At 58.3% G+C, this 20,822-nt stretch carries 11 protein-coding genes, 1 rRNA gene and 1 pseudogene; 11 read left to right on the forward strand and 2 right to left on the reverse strand.

Annotated elements, in window-relative coordinates; all coding sequences use genetic code 11:
- A 5S ribosomal RNA gene (gene rrf, locus LGN10_RS32480) occupies nt 1–108 on the forward strand; the annotation flags it as partial.
- A 249-nt stretch (nt 109–357) separates the two neighbouring features.
- On the opposite strand, the gene LGN10_RS32485 is transcribed toward rrf, so the two are convergent.
- Nucleotides 358–603: a SymE family type I addiction module toxin gene (locus LGN10_RS32485; protein WP_226226184.1), complete on the reverse strand. Its 246-nt coding sequence runs from the start codon at nt 601–603 to the stop codon at nt 358–360.
- Between the two features lie 267 nt (nt 604–870).
- Between LGN10_RS32485 and LGN10_RS32490 the strand changes: the two genes are divergently transcribed.
- The 9 genes from LGN10_RS32490 to drmC all read left to right on the forward strand — a co-directional run bounded on the left by LGN10_RS32490 (nt 871) and on the right by drmC (nt 17,791).
- A complete protein-coding gene (locus tag LGN10_RS32490) occupies nt 871–1,932 on the forward strand; it encodes a DNA cytosine methyltransferase (protein ID WP_226226185.1) in 1,062 nt (353 codons plus the stop codon).
- Nucleotides 1,933–1,949: 17 nt separating this feature from the next.
- Nucleotides 1,950–2,408 (forward strand): very short patch repair endonuclease, encoded by a 459-nt coding sequence (locus LGN10_RS32495; protein ID WP_226226186.1) that lies wholly within the window; start codon nt 1,950–1,952, stop codon nt 2,406–2,408.
- A 308-nt stretch (nt 2,409–2,716) separates the two neighbouring features.
- A complete protein-coding gene (gene drmD, locus LGN10_RS32500; RefSeq protein ID WP_413227172.1) occupies nt 2,717–5,557 on the forward strand; it encodes a DISARM system SNF2-like helicase DrmD in 2,841 nt (946 codons plus the stop codon).
- Nucleotides 5,554–6,195, forward strand: coding sequence for a hypothetical protein (locus tag LGN10_RS32505; protein ID WP_226226187.1), 642 nt, complete (start codon nt 5,554–5,556; stop codon nt 6,193–6,195). Before drmD ends, LGN10_RS32505 begins: the two co-directional genes overlap by 4 nt.
- On the forward strand, nt 6,077–9,910 hold the full coding sequence (locus tag LGN10_RS32510; RefSeq protein WP_226226188.1) for an Eco57I restriction-modification methylase domain-containing protein: 3,834 nt from the start codon (nt 6,077–6,079) through the stop codon (nt 9,908–9,910). Before LGN10_RS32505 ends, LGN10_RS32510 begins: the two co-directional genes overlap by 119 nt.
- Before the next feature lie 100 nt (nt 9,911–10,010).
- Nucleotides 10,011–11,177: a restriction endonuclease gene (locus LGN10_RS32515; RefSeq protein WP_226226189.1), complete on the forward strand. Its 1,167-nt coding sequence runs from the start codon at nt 10,011–10,013 to the stop codon at nt 11,175–11,177.
- Nucleotides 11,178–11,185: 8 nt separating this feature from the next.
- Entirely contained in the window at nt 11,186–15,169 is a 3,984-nt protein-coding gene (gene drmA / locus LGN10_RS32520; RefSeq protein ID WP_226226190.1) for a DISARM system helicase DrmA, read from the forward strand.
- Nucleotides 15,170–15,171: 2 nt separating this feature from the next.
- Nucleotides 15,172–17,028 (forward strand): DUF1998 domain-containing protein, encoded by a 1,857-nt coding sequence (gene drmB / locus LGN10_RS32525; RefSeq protein ID WP_226226191.1) that lies wholly within the window; start codon nt 15,172–15,174, stop codon nt 17,026–17,028.
- A gap of 1 nt (nt 17,029) precedes the next feature.
- Nucleotides 17,030–17,791, forward strand: a complete 762-nt coding sequence (drmC, locus tag LGN10_RS32530) for a DISARM system phospholipase D-like protein DrmC (protein WP_226226192.1) — start codon at nt 17,030–17,032, stop codon at nt 17,789–17,791.
- Nucleotides 17,792–17,871: 80 nt separating this feature from the next.
- Here drmC and LGN10_RS32535 read toward each other — a convergent pair whose 3' ends face one another.
- Complete coding sequence (locus LGN10_RS32535; protein ID WP_226226193.1) at nt 17,872–19,569, reverse strand: hypothetical protein; 1,698 nt, start codon at nt 19,567–19,569, stop codon at nt 17,872–17,874.
- Nucleotides 19,570–19,895: 326 nt separating this feature from the next.
- On the opposite strand from LGN10_RS32535, the pseudogene LGN10_RS32540 reads away from it, so the two are divergent.
- A pseudogene (locus LGN10_RS32540) lies at nt 19,896–20,701 on the forward strand (IS3 family transposase); the annotation flags it as partial.
- Nucleotides 20,702–20,822: the final 121 nt, after the last annotated feature.

Here is a 20,822-nt window from a genome sequence, read left to right on the forward strand (position 1 = left end):
TGACCATAGCGAGTCGGTCCCACCCCTTCCCATCCCGAACAGGACCGTGAAACGACTCTACGCCGATGATAGTGCGGATTCCCGTGTGAAAGTAGGTAATCGTCAGGCTCCCTAAGCCAAGAACCCCTGCCCAAAAGGCGGGGGTTTTTGCATTGCGGCGGCGGAAATTTCCGATGTGCCTGACATGATGGGTCACCGCTCGTCCGAAAGGCTATATGGCAGCGGACCTGAGTGACCTGGCCCGCTGCGCTTGCAGAACAATCGCCGCTTGTCACAGTTACTAACGGTATCGAGTTTCGGGTACTGAGCTACGTGAGCGGTGGTGACTTGCGACGCCCACCATGGGCAATGCGCCGATCACATCGGCGTGATGATGAGCCGCTTATCCTCGACGGTAATCCGGACGCGTTCTCCAGCCTCGAATCCCGCGTCCTCGAGCCATACTCCTGCGATTTTGATCCACGGGAAATACGTCGTGTTCAGCTTCCGGTGCGCTCTGATAGCACGGAGGACCCTAGACAAGGAATGATGGCGCGCTGACTCTTGGACGGTGACGAAGCGTTCCGTTACGGGGGTACGTGGCTTATGATTGGCCTTAGCCATTTCCGACTCCTATGGTGAGTTGGTGGTGGTCAGCGGGTCGTATGGGTGGCAGCCCATGCGGCCCGCGCTTTTTGCGGTGATGCAGGTCCAGTTTAGAAGATCGGCGTTCGTTGAGGGAGCTAGCCGAACGGTTGTTGGATCGCTGGTTGACGACGCGATTGATGGCTGAGTGCGGTCCGGTGGTGCGGCGGAGTCTGATAGCCGGGTTGAGGAATAGAACGTTGACTGTGTTTGGTTTCAATTGCGCCATAGTCTGCTTGAGACGCAATGAGGAGGTTTGAAGTGGCGAGTATTTCTTGTGTCGATTTGTTCTGCGGGGCGGGCGGGTTGACGCATGGCTTCGTTTTGGAAGATTTGCCCGTGGTCGCAGGTATCGATCTGGACCCGGCATGCCGCTTTCCTTACGAGGCGAACAATCAGGCTAAGTTCATAGAGCGGAACATCAGCACAGTAGCTGCTGAAGAGCTGGGAGCATTGTTTGGCGACGCGGAGTTGACGGTCCTTGCGGGCTGTGCACCATGTCAACCCTTCTCAAGTTACGCGCAGCGTTATGAGCTTGATGGTAAGGATGGCAAGTGGGGGTTGCTGTACGAATTCGCTCGCCTTGCGCAGGGTACTAAGCCTGATGTCATCACGATGGAAAATGTCCCGACGGTTGCCAAACATGCTGTTTTCCATGATTTCGTCGATACGCTGACGCGATTGGGTTACAAAGTGTGGTTCGATGTGGTCGATAGCTCACGCTATGGGGTGCCGCAAATGAGGCGACGCATGGTGCTGCTCGCATCAAAGCACGGGAATATCCAAATGATCGCGCCAACACACAAAACGCCGAAGACAGTGCGCCAAGCCATTGGTCGACTACGTTCTTTGTCTGCTGGCGAGAGTGCTCCTAGGGATAAGTTGCACATCGCGTCGACGCTATCAGAAAAGAATCTGAAACGGATTAAAGCGTCGAAGCCCGGCGGGACATGGCGCGATTGGCCAAAAGACCTTGTCGCTGATTGTCATCGCGCCAAGAGCGGACGTACGTACGCGGGCGTCTACGGTCGAATGGAGTGGGACAAACCGGCTCCTACTATGACGACTCAGTGCTATGGCTTCGGAAATGGGCGATTTGGTCATCCCGAGCAGGATCGCGCGATTTCACTGAGGGAGGCTGCAATACTACAGAGCTTCCCACGCGACTATGCATTCGTCCCGAGAGACGGTGAAGTCAGTTTCACGGTATTGGGGCGTCTGATCGGAAATGCCGTGCCGGTAAACCTAGGTCGTGCTATCGCACGGAGTATCAAGAATCACCTGGCTTCGATTTCGCTTGCCGACTAATAATTGAGGCTGAGCACATGTCCTTCCGCGATCCACCGTCGGCCGAAACCAGTCGTCGAATGGCGAAGGTTCGGCAAAAGGCAACGGGTGCTGAGGTCGCATTGCGGCGAGAGCTATATAGGATCGGTTTACGGTATCGGGTCGATTGTGAGGTCTTAAAGAAACCCCGCCGTGTTGCCGATATTGCGTTCCCAGGACGGAGAATTGCAATTTTCGTGGATGGCTGTTTTTGGCACGGTTGTCCAGAACATGCCACTTGGCCGAAACGGAACGCGGAGTTTTGGCGGCAGAAGATTGAGGCGAATCAACGACGGGATGCAGACACGAACGAACGGCTGCGATCCCTCGGTTGGACAGTGCTCCGATTTTGGTCGCACGAGTCACCGATTGATGCGGCGAAGGTCGTGGCAAACGCGGTCGCCATAATCGACGGTAAGCGTAGGACCGCGTCGTACGGTGTAAACGATAAGAATTGAAAAAGGTGGCCACATGAGTATCCAAGGGGAGCGGCAAGCACTGGCATACCGGGCTCGACCGGAGCCAGGGCAACTGGTCGAAGTGCGTCGCCGCCAATGGGTCGTAGCGGATGTTGATGCGGCGCTGCTGGATTCGGACCATTCAGCACGTCAACACTGCATAACGCTTTCCTCGATCGACGAGGATGGGCTTGGTGAAGGGCTGGAAGTCATTTGGGAAATCGAGCCGGGTGCTCAAGTCATCGAGCGCGCGGGCCTTCCCTTGATTACGGGACAGGACGATTCGGGTACGCTCGACGCCTTCCTTGATGCTGTGCGATGGGGGGGCAGCAACCAACGCCGATCGGGGATTCCTCCAGGCCCCGTTTCGCAGCGGCGTCAGTATCGAGGACTTCCAACTCGATCCGCTGGTACGTGCGATCGACATGGCGCGCGTCAATCTGCTTATTGCCGATGATGTCGGTCTTGGCAAGACGATCGAAGCTGGTCTGGTCATTCAGGAACTTCTTCTGCGGCACCGTGCGCGCACCGTATTGATCATCTGCCCCGCGTCTTTGCAGGAGAAGTGGCGCGTCGAGATGTTGGAGAAATTCGGACTCGATTTCCGAGTTGTGGATACCGAATACATCAAGCAACTGCGGCGCGAGCGTGGTATCCATGCCAATCCGTGGACGTCGCATCCTCGTCTCATCACGTCGATGGATTGGGCCAAGAGCGGCGAAGGGTTGCGCGCCATGCGTGACGTGATTCCGCCGCATGCCAGCTATCCACGCAAGTTCGATCTGCTGGTCGTGGACGAGGCACACAACGTTGCTCCGGCCGCAGGGGCTCACTATGCTTTGGAGAGCCAGCGGACGCGCCTCATCCGCGCCATCGGTCCGCATTTCCAGCATCGGCTGTTCTTGACCGCCACGCCACACAACGGATACACGGAGTCGTTCACCTCCTTGCTGGAATTGCTCGACGACCAACGTTTTGCCAGGAACATTCTCCCCGACGAAAAGCAGTTGAGTCAGGTGATGATTCGCCGTTTGAAGAGCGATCTGGTCGATGCGGAAGGCAACCCCTTGTACGCCCGGCGCACTTTGCAGGCGCTCACGGTCCCGTACTCGGCCGAAGAGCGAGAGATTCACCGCAAACTCGATGACTACTGCACCAGTCGCGAAAAGGATGCTGAGAAGGCGGGTAATGGTTTCGGCACGGCCTTCATCAGTCGGCTCCTCAAGAAGCGCTTGCTCTCGTCGCCGGCGGCATTCGCTTCCACGCTCGAAAAGCACATCGCATCGCTATCCGAAGCGCGACCTGCGAAGCAAGACGCCATGGCAGAGCGCATCCTGCACAAGGCCATCCTCAAAGCTGACGAGGACTACGCGGACGATCAGGAAGTCGAGAATGCCCATGCCGAAGCTATCGAGGAGGCTACGCGCCGTTCGCCGCCACTGACGGTGGAACAGCGTGCGATGCTCGACGATTTGAGGGTATGGGCACAGCGAGCCAAGAATCAGGCCGACTCCAAGGCCCAAGCCATTCTCGACTGGCTTACTGAGAACCTCAAGCCGGATGGCTCGTGGAGCGATCGCCGTGTGATCCTGTTCACCGAGTATCGCACCACGCACCAATGGCTGCATCAAATCCTAGCCAGCCACGGCTTTAGCGGCGAGCGTCTCGGCCTGCTTCACGGTGGCCTTTCCCAAGACGAGCGCGAACCTATCAAGGCGGCGTTCCAGGCATCACCGCAGGAATCCCCGGTGCGCATCCTGCTTGCTACAGACGCAGCGTCCGAAGGCATTGACTTGCAAAACCACTGTAGTCGACTCATCCACCTTGAGATTCCATACAACCCCAACGTGATGGAGCAGCGCAACGGGCGTATCGACCGCCATGGGCAGCGCGAGAAGGAAGTGCTGATCTGGCATCCGGTCGATGGAGGCGACGCGAGTGGTGCATCGGTCGGTGGCCACGGCGAGGACATCTTGCGCGCCTTGCGGAAACTAGACTCAATGCGTGCTGACATGGGCAGCGTGAATCCGGTCATCGCGCCACAGATGTCCGGCCTCATCGAAGGCTCCCTGAAGGACTTGGACACGCGTCTGGCCGAGGCGCGGATCGCCCGCGCCAGGAACTTCGTGCGCGCCGAACGCGAGTTGAAGGAGCGCGTCGCCAAGCTGCACCAGCGTTTGCTTGCCACGAAGCAAGATTTCCACCTCACGCCCGACCACGTCCTGATGGCCGTGAAGACCGGTCTCGCGCTGGCGGGCCGTCCGCCGCTGGAACCCGTCGACCTTACGGGGGCGCCTTCTGGCGGCGTCTTCCGTATGCCGGCGCTGTCCGGCTCGTGGGCACGCTGTCTGGAAGGGCTGCGCCACCCGCACACGCAAAAGATTCGGCCCATCACCTTCGACCACGCCGTCGCCAGTGGCCGCGACGACGTCGTGCTCATCCACTTGAACCATCGCTTGGTACAGATGTGCCTGCGTCTGCTGCGCGCCGAAATCTGGGCGCAGGACGATGTGAAGAAGCTGCATCGTGTCACCGTCCGTACTGTGCCGGACGCGCTTGTCGATGGCCCCGCTGTGGTCGTCGTCTCGCGGCTCGTCGTCACCGGCGGCAACCATCATCGGCTGCACGAGGAGCTGACGGTATCGGGCGGCTACCTGCGCGACCAATCTTTCCGTCGCGAAGAAGGTGTCACCCGAGTTCAACAGTGGCTGGACGAAGCGAAACCGATCATGGCTGCCTCGTCCCTGTTCGACGCGCTCCGTGTACGCTTCGACCGTCAACAGGAAGCCATCTTGAAAGCGGTGGATTCCCGCTCCAAAGAACGTCTCCGCTACTTGACCAACACTCTCCAGACTCGCAAGCAGCAGGAAATCGACGACATTGGCACGGTGCTCGACGAACTGGAAAAGGCGATCCAGTCCGAATTGAAGAAAGGCGAGCAGCCCGAACAGCTCTCGCTCTTCACAGAGGATGAGCGTATGCAACTGCGGCGTGACATCGCCGCGCTGGAAGCGCGCCTCGCGCGCATACCCGACGAGCGCAAGATGGAAACGCAGGCCATCGAATCCCGTTACGCCAAGCTTGACGACCGCACCTTCCCGGTTGCGGTGATCTTCGTCGTGCCCGAGTCCGCCGGAGGTGCCGCATGAGCATGCACCACGAATGGCTCTCGCTCATCGAGATTTCAGGCCCGTTTCTCGCTGTCCCCGTCCTGAAGGAAACCTTCCCACAAGGACTGGAAGAACTCGATTCGGCCAAGCGCAAACGGCTGCGCCAAGCCTACAACGAATGGCGCGAGGCACTGGAAACCGACGATCCTCGTTTCGCAGATCTGCACGCGGCATGGATGGACGAGGTCTTGTCGCGCGGGCTGGAACTTGACGAAGACAGTCGCGGCGACGTGCTCAGACGCAAGGACTGGTGCGCCGCGCACCTGACGGTCGCTCTGCCCGAACACGGCGTCAGCCTGTCGCCTGATTTCTCTGTCGTCGGCAACGGCGACGCGCCGTTGATGCTCATTCATACCTATGGGCCGGACGTCGATCTCGACGCCACCCAGAAACTGGACGGCTGGGCCAGCACGGCGGCGGAACGCATGGTTAGGCTCTGTCGCGCCACGGGTTGCCGCCTCGGACTGGTGACCAACGGCGAACGTTGGATGCTGGTCGATGCGCCGGTGGGGGGCAGTCACCACATTCGCCAGTTGGTATGCGCGCATCTGGGCGCAGGAACCCCTCACCCTCCAAGCCTTTGTTCACCTGTTGGGCGTCCGGCGCTTCTTCGTTGACGAAACCGAACGGCTGCCCGCGCTGTTCGATCGCTCGCTGAAGTTCCAGGACGAAGTGACCGACGCCTTGGGCGAACAGGTGCGGCGCGCGGTCGAAGTGCTCATCCAGGCGCTCGACAAGGCTGATCAAGACCGCGACCGCGAATTGCTGCGCGGCGTAAACGAAGCTGAACTCTATGAAGCCGCGCTGACGGTGATGATGCGGCTGGTTTTCCTGCTTTCCGCCGAAGAGCGCGGCTTGATGCTCTTGGGTGACGAACGCTATGAAGCCAACTACGCGATCTCGACCTTGCGGATGCAGTTGCGTACCGAATCCGACGAGATTCTGGAGCGCCGTTGGGATGCGTGGTCGCGCCTGTTGGCGATCTTCCGCGCTGTGTACGGCGGTATCGAGCACGAAAACTTGCGCCTGCCCGCGCTGGGCGGCTCCCTGTTCGATCCGGATCGCTTTCCCTTCCTCGAAGGCCGCGGCCGTGGTTCCGACTGGCGCACCGACCTTGCCAAGCCGCTGCCGATCGACAACCGCACTGTCTTGCTGCTGCTAGAAGCCATCCAACAATTCCAAGGTCGCACGCTGTCGTATCGGGCGCTGGATGTCGAGCAAATCGGCTACGTCTACGAGGGCTTGCTGGAACGCACCGTCAAGCGCACCGCCGAGGTCACGCTGGAACTCGACGCCACCAAGAGCGCTCAGTCACCTTGGGTCACGCTGGCCGAACTCGAATCCGCGCGACTGGACGGTTCCGCTCGCTTGGCCGCACTGCTCCAGCAGCGTTCCGGCAGTTCCACCGGCCGCGTGCACAACGATTTGGCTCGTGCAGTGGACGATGCGCTTGCCGATCGCGTGCTGACGGCCTGCCACGGCGACACGGCACTGCGCGATCGTATCAAGCCCTTCGGTCATCTGGTTCGCACAGACCCTTGGGGCTACCCGCTGGTATACCCCGCCGGAGCCTTCATCGTCACCACCGGCTCCGATCGACGCGAGACCGGCACCCACTACACGCCAAAGCCGCTCACCGAGGCTATCGTCGCCGAGACGCTCACGCCCATCGCCTACGTCGGCCCGGCGCAGGGCGCGCCGCGCCCCGATTGGACCCTGAAATCACCCGCCGAACTACTCGACCTGAAGATTTGCGACCCGGCGATGGGTTCGGGTGCGTTCCTCGTCCAAGCCTGCCGGTGGCTGGCCGACCGCCTGGTGGAATCGTGGGCGCAGACTGAGGCGCAGGGTCATACTGTCGGCATCGATGGGCGGGTGGTGGATGCAGACGCCAACGTCGAGGCGCTGCCGTGCGACACCGAGGCGCGCAACATTGTCGCCCGCCGCCTCGTCGCCGAACGCTGCCTCTACGGCGTCGATCTGAATCCGCTGGCAGTCGAACTGGCCAAGCTCTCCATATGGCTGGTGACACTGGCCAAGGGCCGCCCCTTCGGCTTCCTCGACCACAACCTGCACTGCGGCGACAGCCTGCTCGGCATCCACCGGCTGGATCAGCTCACCCAGCTTTCGATGAATGCCACCGGCCAAGGCCAGCTACGGCTGTTCGGCCAGAACGTCGAGCAAGCGGTGTGTGAGGCCGTCGAACTCCGCTCGCGTCTGCGAGAAACGCCCATTCGAGACATACGAGACGTGGAAGCGATGGCGCATCTGGACGCCGCCGCGCGCCGAAAACTCGAAGTCCCGGAGCGCATCGCTGATGCGTTCATTGGGGAAGTGTTCGCATCGGGTGGCGGCGGCGCGGCGTTGGAGAACATCCTAGCTTCGCTGACTGTCCAAGCCGGACGAGCTATCGATGGCGACCACGACGCGCTGGCCTCAATGCGCCGGAGATCGGTCGCCGCGCTCTCGACTGATTTACCCGCCGATAAGCCCGCACGTCGGCCTTTCCATTGGCCGCTGGAATTTCCAGAGGTGTTCGCGCGCGAGCGCGGCGGTTTCGACGGCATGGTCGGCAATCCGCCCTTTCTGGGTGGGCAGCGCATCACCGGCGTCGCGGGCACGGCTTTCCGCGATTGGCTGGTTGCGCACATCGCCGAGGGGCGTCGCGGCTCGGCCGATTTGGTTGCCTATTTCTTCCTGAGGGCGTGGAGGCTCCTGCGCGAAGGCGGTGGCTTCGGATTGCTTGCGGTCAACACCATCGCGGAAGGGGACACACGACAGGTCGGACTGGAAGCAATGGTTGGGTCGGGGGCCGTCATTTATGCAGCCTATCCGAACGAACCTTGGCCTGGAAAGGCCTCGGTAGTCACCAGTCGCGTGCACGTTCACAAGGGAGAATGGTGTGGAGATCGCTCGCTGCACGGGCGACCAGTATCGATCATTTCTGCATTTCTCTCCAATCGTGATGAGTGGAGTCCAGGGCGGTTGAAGGCATCAGAGAGCGCTTCTTTCATTGGCACTTATGTGCTTGGGCTGGGTTTTGTGTTGTCTCCAGATGAGGCTAAACGGATGTTGGATGCCGACCCGAAAAATGCTGAAGTTATTTTCCCCTACCTAGACGGTGATGATCTCAAATCGGTTCCGGAGCAGCGTCCTACTAGATGGTTGATAAATTTCTGGGACTGGGCTGAAGAACGAGCACGCGAATATCCATTGCCATACGCGTGGTTGGAGGATCGTGTGAAAGCAGAGCGGCTTTCCAAAAGTGATAGGGTTGCACGTGAAAAGTGGTGGTTGCCTCTGCGCGCCAGGCCTGAGCTTTATCACGCTATTGGTCGCGGACACTACTTCGAGCAACATCCTGAAGGCTGGAACGAGTTTTCCCGCCCGCTTAAAAATGTTCTAGTGGCAGGCCGTGTTGGTAAATACTTCAATCCATCAGTAGTTGAGAATGATGCTATCTTTCACGAGAAATGTGTTGTTTTTTCCGTGGCAGAGGTCCACGCCTATGCGGCAATCCTCAACTCATCACCAATCGATGCTTGGGTTTGGAAACAGTCCTCTCGGATGAAGCTTGATTTGAATTTCTCGCCATCGGACGCAATTGAGACCTTCCCTTTCCTGGAATCCTCCGACATTGTGTGCTTCGACAAGCTCGGTCGAGAGTATTTACAGTCACGTCATGAGGTAATGACTGATCCGACCAATCCCATCGGCCTAACGAAGCTCTACAACCGTTTCCATAATGTAGGTGACGTTGATCGACGTATTGAACGACTTCGAGAACAGCATTGCGAGATCGATGTGGGAGTTATGCGTGCCTATGGGTGGGATGATATCGACCTGGCACACGGTTACTACGAGCAGCCAAGCTTGGCGGAGAGCGATCGTGTACGATTCACTATCTCCGATGCTGCGCGTGTAGAAGTACTGCGCCGTTTTTCCGAATTGAACCGTCAGAGATACGAAGAAGAAGTCGCGCAAGGTCTGCACGGTACCATGCCACGTGCTTCAAATCTTCGTGCCATGCGTGCCAAACGAACCGACAGCGTCGCAGCGCCCCAATCCTACCTCGACCTCGAGAGCGGAGTCGCAACTACTGTAAATCACGCGATACCGGTCACGTCGATCGTCGGCTTCCTGAGTGCGCACGTCGGTTGGCACGCCAAAGCCGACATTCTTACTGCTACTGGCATCACGGATGGCCAATGGAATGCTGCGATCAGCGACTTGATCTCAAGTGGCAGGGTCGAGCGCCAAGGTGAGCGACGGGGTGCACGCTACCGCGTACAGACTGGTCTCCGGAGCAACCAAAACGAGGATGTGTCGTGACTCAAACCCGCGATATTCCGACGTTCGAGATGACCGCCGATCTTGGAATTTGAGTGAGGGCCATGTGACGAGAGTCTTTTCATTCCACGAATTGGCGACTGTGAATTTGATCGTCGACGCGGTTTACGAGAGCAGTGCCGACGGTAGCCTTTCGGGGGAACCGATCGCAAAATTGCTTCCAGGCTCCGGGAACATGGGAGGATTTCGTGTATCTGGGCGAGGTGAACGAAAAAAATGGGTGATTCTTTTCACGACTGGAGAGGATCGTGATTGGCCAGACACACTTGATTTGAGCACAGGGCAGTTTGTCTACTATGGCGACAACAAGACTCCTGGGCACGAGCTTCACGATACTCGAGCAGGGGGGAACAGGGTGTTGCGCCATGCATTTGCTCGTCTACACGCTGACGTGGAGCCGCGATCAGGAGTCGCACCATTTTTGGTATTCAGGAAGCATGCAACTTCGGCCGGTGCTCGATCGGTTCAGTTCAAAGGACTCGCGGTTCCCGGGTTTTCTGGTCTTTCTGCGACGGAAGACTTGGTTGCCGTATGGAAATCATCGGCGGGCCAACGTTTTCAGAATTACCGATCAGTGTTTACGATTTTGGACGTCCCGGTTGTAAGCCGAAGTTGGATCAATGATCTTGCGGTTGGTAATTTTATTACGTCCAATGCACCTAAGGCGTGGGCCGATTGGGTGGTATCTGGGAAGTATCTGCCTCTCGCGGCTGAACCAACGACGATCATCCGAACGCTTGAAGAGCAGTCACCGGACACGCCAATTAAAGCCAGCCTTCTAGGTAGTGTATGGGAGCACTTCAAAGAATCTCCAATTGCATTTGAAGCGTTTGCGGCACGCATCTATCAGATGACAGATGCGCGAGTGATTGTCGATGAGATTACTCGCGGAACGATAGATGGTGGCAGAGACGCTGTCGGTCGCTATCTACTTGGCTTGGGAGAAGATCCGGTGTATGCAGAATTCTCCCTTGAGGCGAAATGTTACAGGCCCCCCATGAACGGAGGGGCACCGAATTCGGTAGGTGTGAAAGAGGTGTCGCGGCTCATATCCAGGATTCGACATAGGCAATTTGGTGTGTTGGTCACGACCTCGATCGTTGCTCGTCAGGCATATGAGGAAGTCCGAGAAGATCGTCATCCGATTATTTTTATATCAGGTCGGGACATCACGGAGATTCTTATCAAGAACGGCTTCAATACAAAGGAGAAGGTTGTAGCCCTTCTCAAGAATGAATTCAAAGTCTAAGGAAAGCCATGGAGCCGAGCACTGTTGAAAGAGCTACCAATGCGTGGGTTGCCATTGACCTTGGCCTCAAGACCGATGGTAGGTTGTTGCCCTACACCCTGGTTTTGAAGGGTGATCGCTCACTATACTCGGGCATTGTTGAGGACGATTGGGTGCTGGTGCTGAACCTCGCCGACGAGATCGTTCGTGTAGGGCGCGTGTTGCGGGTTCGCTCCGACCTCGCGACGACCACGTTGTTCTTCGATCGGGTGTCGGTCGCCGACACTTCCGTGCCGGTCGCGAGCGTCTCGCTGGCCCCGCCGTCGGCGGGGAGCGTTGGTCGCATCCAGTGGGGGGAGTTCATCTCGGTTTTGTCCACGGTACTACATCAGACTGAGAGCGGGGTGCCGGCGATTGAGGATCGGGCATACATCCGCGAACTGCTTCAACTGGCCGTAGTGGATGACCTGCTCGGCCCTGCGGGCGGCCCGCACGAGCGCATTGTGGACATGAGCGTGCGCGACCGTTATCTGGTCGGCAAGCTGGCACCACGCGACGATGCTCAGGGCGGCATCGAAGGGTTGGAGGGGCCGCTGGCGGGTGACGAGATGGGGGAGCCCACTGACCCCATCGTCCCCGGCCAGCACGAACCCGGTGCAGAGTTCAGTACGGCCACCGGACGGGTGGAACCCGAATCGGATGCATCGGACGAGATCGACGCAGCTAGCAACCAGTCGCTGGTGCCTAGCAGCTTCGGCATGACGTTCTGCGTCGATAGCGACGCAGAACGCATCGAGGTCGAAGCGTGCTGGGGTAGCTACGAACGTGTGCCCAACGACGAGCACGAGCAGACGCGGTCCAATGGGCAGAAAGCCAAGGTCTGGCAACGTATCCCCTGCGGTGGGAAGATCGTGCTGCCACTCACCGAAGGCGTGATCTCCCATCAGGCACCGGACTCGAATCGCCCGTCGGTGCGGATACAGGGCTCCATTCGTGCCAAGAACGCTAACGGAGACCGTTTGGTGACGCTGTTCTTGATCAACACGCAGAAGGAGCCTGACACAAACCGCGACACCGCATGGATGTTCCAGCCGGAACTGATCGTGCGTGCGGAAGCCGATGCGTCCAAGCGCGCCATTTTCCGCCGCCGTCCCATGTTGGACACCGACGGTATGGACGCTGAACGCGAATCGCTTGAGATGATCTATCGAAACCGCGTGGAGTTCGCTGTCGGGCATGGTGTTGCCGTCCACGCGGAGATCGCGGACGACGTGACATTAGCCACCGAAGTGCGCACTAGAGTCCTCCCGCAGTGCGAAGTGCAGGTCACGGAGACGCCGGGCCTTGATGCTACCGATCGTCCGGCGATGAAGGAGATGGTAGCGAGCGGTCTGCTCGACATGGAGCAGCTTGCCACGCTAAGTGTCACCGAGTTGGTTGATGCCTTGAGCGTGCTCACGGAGGATTACGCGGCATGGATTGGCGAACAGCGCAAGCGCATCGGCCAAGATGTAGTGGGGTATGACACACAGGCCGGCGAGGCATTGGATCGATGTCAGGAAATCCAGACCCGATTGCAGCAGGGCATCGACACCCTCAAGCGCGACGAAAAAGCCCTGGCGGCTTTCCGCTTTGCTAACCGGGCAATGGCCATTCAGCGCGTTCGCAGTCAGTATGCGCTTGAAGTGCGGCGTGGGCGTGACGTGACGGTCGATAGATTCGACCAGCCAAAGAACCGGAGTTGGCGTCCGTTCCAGTTGGCATTCCTGCTGCTGTCGATTCCCTCGCTGGCCGACCCTATGCATGTGGATCGCGTACAGCCGATGGAAGCTCATGCCGATTTGCTATGGTTTCCCACCGGCGGCGGCAAAACTGAAGCTTATCTGGGCGTGGCGGCGTTCACGATGGCGATCCGCCGTTTGCAAGGCAAGCTCGGCGGCTACGATGGTTCGCGCGGTCTGGCCGTGATCATGCGCTACACGCTGCGCTTGTTGACTTTGCAGCAATTCCAGCGCGCCACTGCGCTGATCTGCGCGATGGAGGTACTGCGGCGCGAGGCGCTGACTAACGGTGATTCCGCGTTGGGCCACGAGTCCTTCACGATCGGCCTGTGGGTTGGCAATAAGGTGACGCCGGGCACGACCGAGGACAGCCATCGCGCCATCGAAGATATCCGTAACCCTGGAAAATACCATGCTGGGGCGGCATCGCCTGCACAACTGACTAGTTGTCCGTGGTGTGGCTCTGACATCGCCCCGGGGCGTGACATCGAGGTCGACAAAAATCACGGGCGCACGCTCGTCTATTGCGGCGACAAGAAGGGACGTTGCGAATTCTCGCGCGGCAAGTCCAGTAAGTCGCCACACCCCGGTATTCCGGTGCTGACGGTGGACGAGGAGATCTACCGCCGCCCGCCGACGATGATGATCGCCACCGTGGATAAGTTCGCCATGATGGCGTGGCGTGGTCAGGTGCGCACGCTGTTCGGTCGCGTGAGCCAGGAATGCGAGCGTCACGGCCTGATGTGGCCGGGCTGTGAATGTAATACGGGTCACCGCGCGGGCAAGGGACTACCTGCGGCGGTGGTGAAGCCCGTAAGTCCGATTCGCCCCCCCGATCTGATCATCCAGGACGAGTTCCATCTCATCAGTGGTCCATTGGGCACGATGGTCGGTTTGTACGAATCGTCTGTCGACGAACTGTGTGGCTGGACACTTGATCGAAAGACGGTCAAGCCGAAGATCGTCGCATCCACGGCGACCGTACGCAAAGCCAAGGAGCAGGTGAACAACGTGTTCATGCGGCGAGTGTCGGTGTTCCCGCCGCACGGCTTGGACGTGGAGGACAACTACTTCTCGGTGCAGCGCCCGATCGAAGTGCGGCCCGGACGGCGTTACCTCGGCGTGTGTTCGCCCGGTAGCTCGCGGCCAGCGATGCTGATTCGCGTCTACACCGCCTTCCTCACCGCAGCCCAGGCCTTGTTCGATCGTTTCGGCGAGCCAGCCGACCCGTACATGACGATGGTCGGCTATTTCAACTCGTTGCGCGAGCTGGGCGGAATGCGGCGCTTGGCCGAGGACGACGTGCAAACACGTTCCTACCGGGTGCGAATGAGCATGGTCGAACGGCCAGCACTCGCCCAGCGTAGCGTCAACAACATCCGCGAGCTGACGTCTCGCGTTTCCAGTCAGGACATCCCGAAGTACCTCGACGATTTGGAGGTCAAGTTCAAGGCCGCGTTCGACGCTGCCAACGGGAAGTACGTGACGAAATGGAACGAGGGCGACACCCGGGCGATCGACATAGTTCTCGCGACCAACATGCTTTCGGTCGGTGTGGACGTGAATCGCTTAGGCCTTATGGCAGTTAACGGTCAGCCGAAGGGTACGGCGGAATACATTCAAGCTACCAGCCGTGTGGGTCGTTCTTTCCCTGGTTTGGTTTGCACGGTACTTACGTGGGCGCGTCCGCGCGACCTCTCGCATTACGAGACCTTCGAGCATTACCACGCAACCTTCTATAAGCACGTGGAAGCTCAGTCGGTGGCGCCTTTCTCGCCGCGTGCGATGGATCGTGGCCTAACCGGTGCGCTCCTCTCCCTGATGCGCTTGGAAAACGACGCCTTCAACCCGAACGTTGGGGCGGGCGAACTGGACAAATCCGACAAGCCAGAGATCACCGAAGCCATCGACGTACTGGTGCGGAGAGCTTGGAACGTCAGCGAGGCGCCCACCATCAAGAATCTGGCCGAGCGTGAGCTGAAGGAGCGTGCGGACGAATGGGCGAAGGAAGTGAGCGTGCCCGGTCGCACGCTGGCTTATGAAAAGCGTGGCGCGCAGGCCGCGACGATAGTCGCGCTGGTTAAATCACCGGGCATCCATGCGTGGGACAACTGGACGGTTCCGATGTCGATGCGAGAAGTGGAGCCAGGCGTGCGCCTGATCATGAACACGGGACATATCTCGGACGACCACGGGTGGAAGCCGCGTCCGGTGCCAAAGGACGAAGACTGACCATGACTACCAATAGAACACCCGTGGGGGAAGTCCGCCCTAGCCAACTGCTCTGGACATACGGACCCGGCGCGCTGATCGATTTGCCGAGCCTTTCGGTGGTGACACTGGGCATCGACCAATGGGAGAAAGACAGGTGCCAGCCCATTCCCGAGCCACGCCTGCTCGCCGCCGTCTGTAAAGTTCTTGGGCCGCAGGTGGAGAGCCTGCGCATGCCACCGTTCCAGAAGAGCGAACTTGTCGATCCATGGTCGGCCGAAGCAAACATCGGCGTCCCTGTCAGACCGTTCCCGCGCTGGATGCGCTGCGTGAAGTGTGGCCTGCTGTCACCTTTCGATGCTGGCCTGTTCGAAATCAAGGAAAACCGCTTCAGGCCGGAGCGAACCCGTTTCGTCCACAAGGGATGCCGTGGCTCCAAGGATAGCCAGCCCGCGAAGGATGCCGATGCCGTCCCGGCCCGTTTTCTTTTGGCCTGTCGAGGCGGCCATCTCGATGACTTCCCCTGGCACTATTTCGTACACGGCGGCAACAGCTCATGTAAGGGAACGCTGAGGTTCTTCGAGAGCGGGGCGTCACTGCAGACCGAGAACCTGTGGGTAAAGTGCGATACCTGCGGGGCATCGCGCAGTATGGCGAATGCCTTCGGCAAGGCAGGGAAGGAAAACTTGCCGAGCTGCCGAGGTAGGCATCCACATCTCGATCATTTCGACGAGGAGTGCGATGAGGAGGCGCGGGCAGTCTTGCTAGGTTCGACGAACAGTTGGTTCCCGATTACCCTGTCAGCGCTTGCAATTCCGCAGGCCGAAGATCCGCTCAGCCAGTTGATTCAGGACGGCTGGGCGGTCTTTCAGAGTGTCACGTCTGACGCCGTGGTGCCCATCGTGGTGCAAACGCTTAAGGTTACAGGTGGGCTTCCGGGTATCGAAAAACACTCGGCATCAGACATCTGGTCGGCCATCGAGGTCTATCGCAACGGCGGGGGACAGGAGGTCGTCGGTGAGGTCGACATCAAGGGGCCTGAGTGGGAAGTGCTGACGGCCGCCAATCCGCCGGTTGATTACCCTCACTTCATGAGCAAGAAGGTGTCTACGCCACCCGGCTTTGAAAAGCAGGTCTGTAGAGTGCTTTTGCTGGAACGACTTCGCGAGGTCAACGCCTTATTGGGCTTTACTCGCGTCGAGGCGCCTGAAGAAGCGAGTGATCCGAACGAGCGCCCACAAATGGCAAGCCTTGCGCGTCGCAAGCCGGATTGGGTTCCTGCGAATCAAGTTCACGGCGAGGGCATCTTTATCCAGTTCGACGAAGGTGTGCTCCAGGAGTGGGAGGCGCTCGATGGCGTCAAACAAGTAAATTGCATGCTTACGGGTGGTCATCGCGGATGGCGCAATTCGCGTCGCCTTGACCCTGACGAGGGCTACCCCGGCATCCGGTACGCCATGCTCCACACGCTCTCGCACCTGCTCATCCGCGAACTGGCGTTGGAGTGCGGTTACAACGCGGCGAGTATCCGCGAACGCATTTACGCCGACGTGACGAGTGCGAACCCTCAGGCAGGCATCCTCATCTACACGGCAGCAGCTGATTCCGATGGAACATTGGGTGGGCTTGTCGATCTTGGCAAACCAGAAAACCTCGGTCGATTGCTTCGTCAGGCGCTGAGCCGATCGAAGGTCTGTTCGTCCGATCCGCTGTGCTCCGAACACGATCCGGACAAAGACCGCTCGCTGCACGCGGCAGCTTGTCATGCATGCAGTCTGGTCGCTGAGACGTCGTGTGAGCGAGGTAATCGTTACCTCGACAGATCGTTGCTAGTACAGACCCTCGATCGAGGGAATGCAGCGTTCTTCGCGGGGCTGTGACATGGAGACGTTGCTAGAAGCTGTCACCGCTGTGGTCTGTCTCGTGTCGCCGGAGAAGGTTCGCGCGCTGGCGGGCAGGATTCGGAAGATGGGGAGCGAGAAGGCGAACGTGTCCTTGTCGGATGTTGTCGGTACGGCCACGGCCAAGACTTTCGTCGACCGGCTCGTCAAGGTTTGGCAGGCTACCCCGATCGATTCAGGTGAGTTGGCCTCTATGCTGTTGGCAGCCAGCCATGCGTCCGAGAACGTGTCGAAGCGACAATCTATCGAACTCGTGTGGACGGGGCCGATAACGCCATTCGTCTCCGCTCGTCGAACGGAGCAGGCGCTGCTACAAGTCATCGGCGCGGCCAAGCAAAGCTTGTTCGTTACCAGTTTCGTGGCCTACGACGTCTCAACTATCGTGAAGGCGTTGAACGAAGCAAGCGCGCGTGGCGTGAGCATCGCGATGTTGCTCGAATCATCACTGGATCACGGCGGAAGCATCTCGTTCGATGCGATCGGTAAGATGAGAAAGCTACTCCCGTCCGTGAAGCTCTATGCGTGGAGGGACCGAGTTGCTCCATTTTCCGACGGTCGGGTTCACTCTAAGATCGCCGTCGCTGACGGTAGCATTTGTTTTATCACCAGCGCCAACCTGACCGGTCATGCAATGGAGCAAAACATGGAGGCCGGGGTTCTGATTTCAGGTGGGGCGGTTCCAATGTTGCTCCTCGAGCATTTGGACGCGTTGGTCAATACCAAAGTCGTATCCCTGATCTGAAGGCTGGCCAGGGGGCAGCGTTTGCGAGGTAGATTGCCCAGCGAGTTGCGAATCGGTGCACGACGCAGGTATGAACGCCGTCAGGGCTCCTCCTTGCGACACATTTTCAATTCGACCGTCAAATCGGGGAAACTAAAAGTCATGATACGTGGGTGGTCGAACACAAAGCGCCGGACATGACGCTCCACTGCGTGAGCCAAATCTGCCAGTGGTTCTGTGTAGTCAAGATCGTCCAGGACATGTAGTAACTCAAACCAACTCAACCAGGCCGCACGACTATCGCGGTCAGACTCGCCGCTAAATCTTGCTGTGTAGCGAGTTATCACATACATCAGTGGGGCGGCGGGATCAGTAACGTACTTTATGCCGAGTTGCTTTGCAACTTCAACCGCGCTACGCCCATCGATCCACGACGCAAGCTTACCCACCCATTCGTTAGCCTTCTTGACGACGTTGTTTCGTCGGCTTTGCCATTCGCGTAATGAATGCCCAAACACATCGTTCCACTTAAGTTGTACGAACGCCATCGCTCCGGACTCAGTGTCGACGATTACCGCGTCTACGTCCGTCAATTCTGAGCCATCCGCTCGACGGATGCTAAAACCATGAGTGGGAACGTGGAACCTGGGCGCGCCGAATGCGCCAGATAAGTCCCGACGAAAGACCTTCTCTTTTTCGTCAACGGCGCGGTCCCAGTCATCCTTGTAAATTGTTTTCAAATGCCGAAAGAATGACACATACGGGTTCGATAACGCCCCAAAGCAGGGGAGGAGCACGAAGTCTTGCCCCAACTCAACATAGTATGGGCAAGGAGTCTCAAAATTTCCTTCCCAATCCCACTCGTTGAGCGTATCGCTCGACAGTGTCAGTGCGCGCATCGTCGATGGAACAAGGTCTCGAGATATCCCAGCCTCTTTAAGAACCGCTTCGACGTCTTCCTTTCGTGCGAAGATAGTTGTGACATTTGCGAGCAAAATTTCCGGTTGCTTTATCCGAAGCTCGTAGGCGAAATCAATGTGGCAGAGAACTCTTCCGAGCGCTTCGTTACTTGAATCTCTCCATTCCTTGAATGTTCTGCCGCCTATTATGACGTTATCTGGCAATGCTTCGCGTTCGGGAAATCTTCTGCCGTAACTCTCGGCCTTCTTCCGATAGGCGTGCACGATATCCCAGTCATTGTCATACCGAATGAACCATCCATCTGGAGTATCGACATACGATTTCATTCGATTTCGGAGTATTTCCTCAAACTTTTCATCCACGAGATCCGGAGCATCACCATCCGCCAAAACTGAGTCCGCAGCAAATCGCTGAGATATCTCTTCGAGGCCGACATCAACTTCTATGAGAGGGCCGGAATCCCGCATAGTCGATTTCGATAATCCATACCGCTCGAGTTGCGCCATGCGTCGCAAGTTGATGAGTTGACCACACGTAACCAGATATGAATAGGCAAAGCTCATCCACTCTGGGATAATTGGTCCCCACGGTACACCTCCACCAATGCTTCTCACAGTTGTCAAAAACGGCTTCAATGCCGATACCAGCCCCAGTTTGGCAAAATACCGAGCCTCTTCACGCTCGGTGGGTAGTTCGCGGTTTGCATCCATGAAATCAGCAATAGCGATTGTGTCTAGCGCACGAACTATCGTTATCAACGCCTCTTGCTCGTACCCCTTCCACAGTCTCGCAGCCTTTTCTTGCACGCGATCGATCTGTTGGGCAATAAGAGTCTCCACCTCACTACAAGTATTTCGGTAATCCTTTTGTTGATTCACGGAACATCTCCTGTTTGCCGATGTTTCTCATGAGGCCCACATATACTAGAACAGACCAATCATTCAATCATAGCGAAATCGACATTACAACAGATGAGCCTCTTAGGCAATGGACTCAAATTTTGTAATGCCACGCATTTAGGCGAGCCCAGCGAACTTCCAGATCGGCAAGTGGCCGGGATATCTCCTGCGATGTGAAGGCATAAATATCTGGTCAGACTTAAGCCGTCTTTCCTACGCAGGTCCTTTACCGGCATTGACCTGCCCTGGAATTTTCGGACCAGTTGAAACTTGAGAGAATGGCTTCCAACGGAGAAAGGGAAGTCATGAAGAAGAGTCGGTTTACCGAAGAACAGATGGTCACCATCCTGCGCGAGGCGGACAAGGCGCCGGTCGCTGAGGTTGCGAAGAAGCATGGGATTAGCGAGCAGACCATTTACAATTGGCGGCAGCATTTCGGCGGGCTGGAAGCTGCCGACGTGAAGCGGCTCAAGCAACTCGAGCAAGAGAATGCGCGGCTGAAGAAGATGCTCGCCGAGCGAGATCTCGAGCTGGACGTGATGAGAGAGATCAACGCAAAAAAGTGGTGAGCGCGCCCGCCAGACGCCTACAGGTCACGTACGCGAAGGCACGTGGCCTGTCGGAGCGACGTGCGTGCGCGCTGATGTCGGTTGCCCGATCGGCGCTGCATTACGAATCGACGCTGGCCGTGCGGGACGCGCCGGTGCTGGCAGCGATGAGCATCCTGTCGGCGCAATATCCGCGTTATGGTTACCGCCGTATTCAGATCTTTCTGGAGCGGCAGGGTCACCCGATGAGCGCCGACCGGGCCTGGCGGCTGTGGCGTCTTGCCGGGTTGCAGGTGTCGCGCAAGCGACCTCGTCGACGCGTGTCGGTCCATCGCCCTCGGCCGCAGCCAGCGACGACGGCACGACACGTCTGGGCGTACGACTTCGTATTCGACGCGTGCGCCAACGGCCAGCAGCTGAAGTGTCTGACGGTGATCGATGAGTACACGCGTGAATGCCTGGCAATCGACGTGGCCGGATCGATTCGTTCCGGACGTGTCATCGAAGTTCTGTCCCAACTGGTCAGCCTTCATGGTGCGCCTCGTTACTTGCGTTCGGACAACGTTCTAAATGCAAGCGGAATGTGCAACGCAAGGTAAAACGGTGCCGCGCACACGGCGAGATGCAGTGCGCGAGCTGTCAAAGAGCGAACGACAACCAACCAGTGGTCTTCCGCGGCATCGG

This window comes from Burkholderia sp. AU32262, from assembly GCF_020419985.1.
Classification (GTDB): domain Bacteria; phylum Pseudomonadota; class Gammaproteobacteria; order Burkholderiales; family Burkholderiaceae; genus Burkholderia; species Burkholderia semiarida.

Excerpts from the sequence above, each read along its gene's own strand:
- LGN10_RS32485 (WP_226226184.1), bottom strand. The coding sequence starts at position 603 with ATGGCTAAGGCCAATCATAAGCCACGTACCCCCGTAACGGAACGCTTC.
- LGN10_RS32490 (WP_226226185.1), top strand. The coding sequence starts at position 871 with ATGAGGAGGTTTGAAGTGGCGAGTATTTCTTGTGTCGATTTGTTCTGC.
- LGN10_RS32495 (WP_226226186.1), top strand. The coding sequence starts at position 1,950 with ATGTCCTTCCGCGATCCACCGTCGGCCGAAACCAGTCGTCGAATGGCG.
- drmD (WP_413227172.1), top strand. The coding sequence starts at position 2,717 with ATGCTGTGCGATGGGGGGGCAGCAACCAACGCCGATCGGGGATTCCTC.
- LGN10_RS32505 (WP_226226187.1), top strand. The coding sequence starts at position 5,554 with ATGAGCATGCACCACGAATGGCTCTCGCTCATCGAGATTTCAGGCCCG.
- LGN10_RS32510 (WP_226226188.1), top strand. The coding sequence starts at position 6,077 with ATGCGCCGGTGGGGGGCAGTCACCACATTCGCCAGTTGGTATGCGCGC.
- drmA (WP_226226190.1), top strand. The coding sequence starts at position 11,186 with ATGGAGCCGAGCACTGTTGAAAGAGCTACCAATGCGTGGGTTGCCATT.
- drmB (WP_226226191.1), top strand. The coding sequence starts at position 15,172 with ATGACTACCAATAGAACACCCGTGGGGGAAGTCCGCCCTAGCCAACTG.
- drmC (WP_226226192.1), top strand. The coding sequence starts at position 17,030 with ATGGAGACGTTGCTAGAAGCTGTCACCGCTGTGGTCTGTCTCGTGTCG.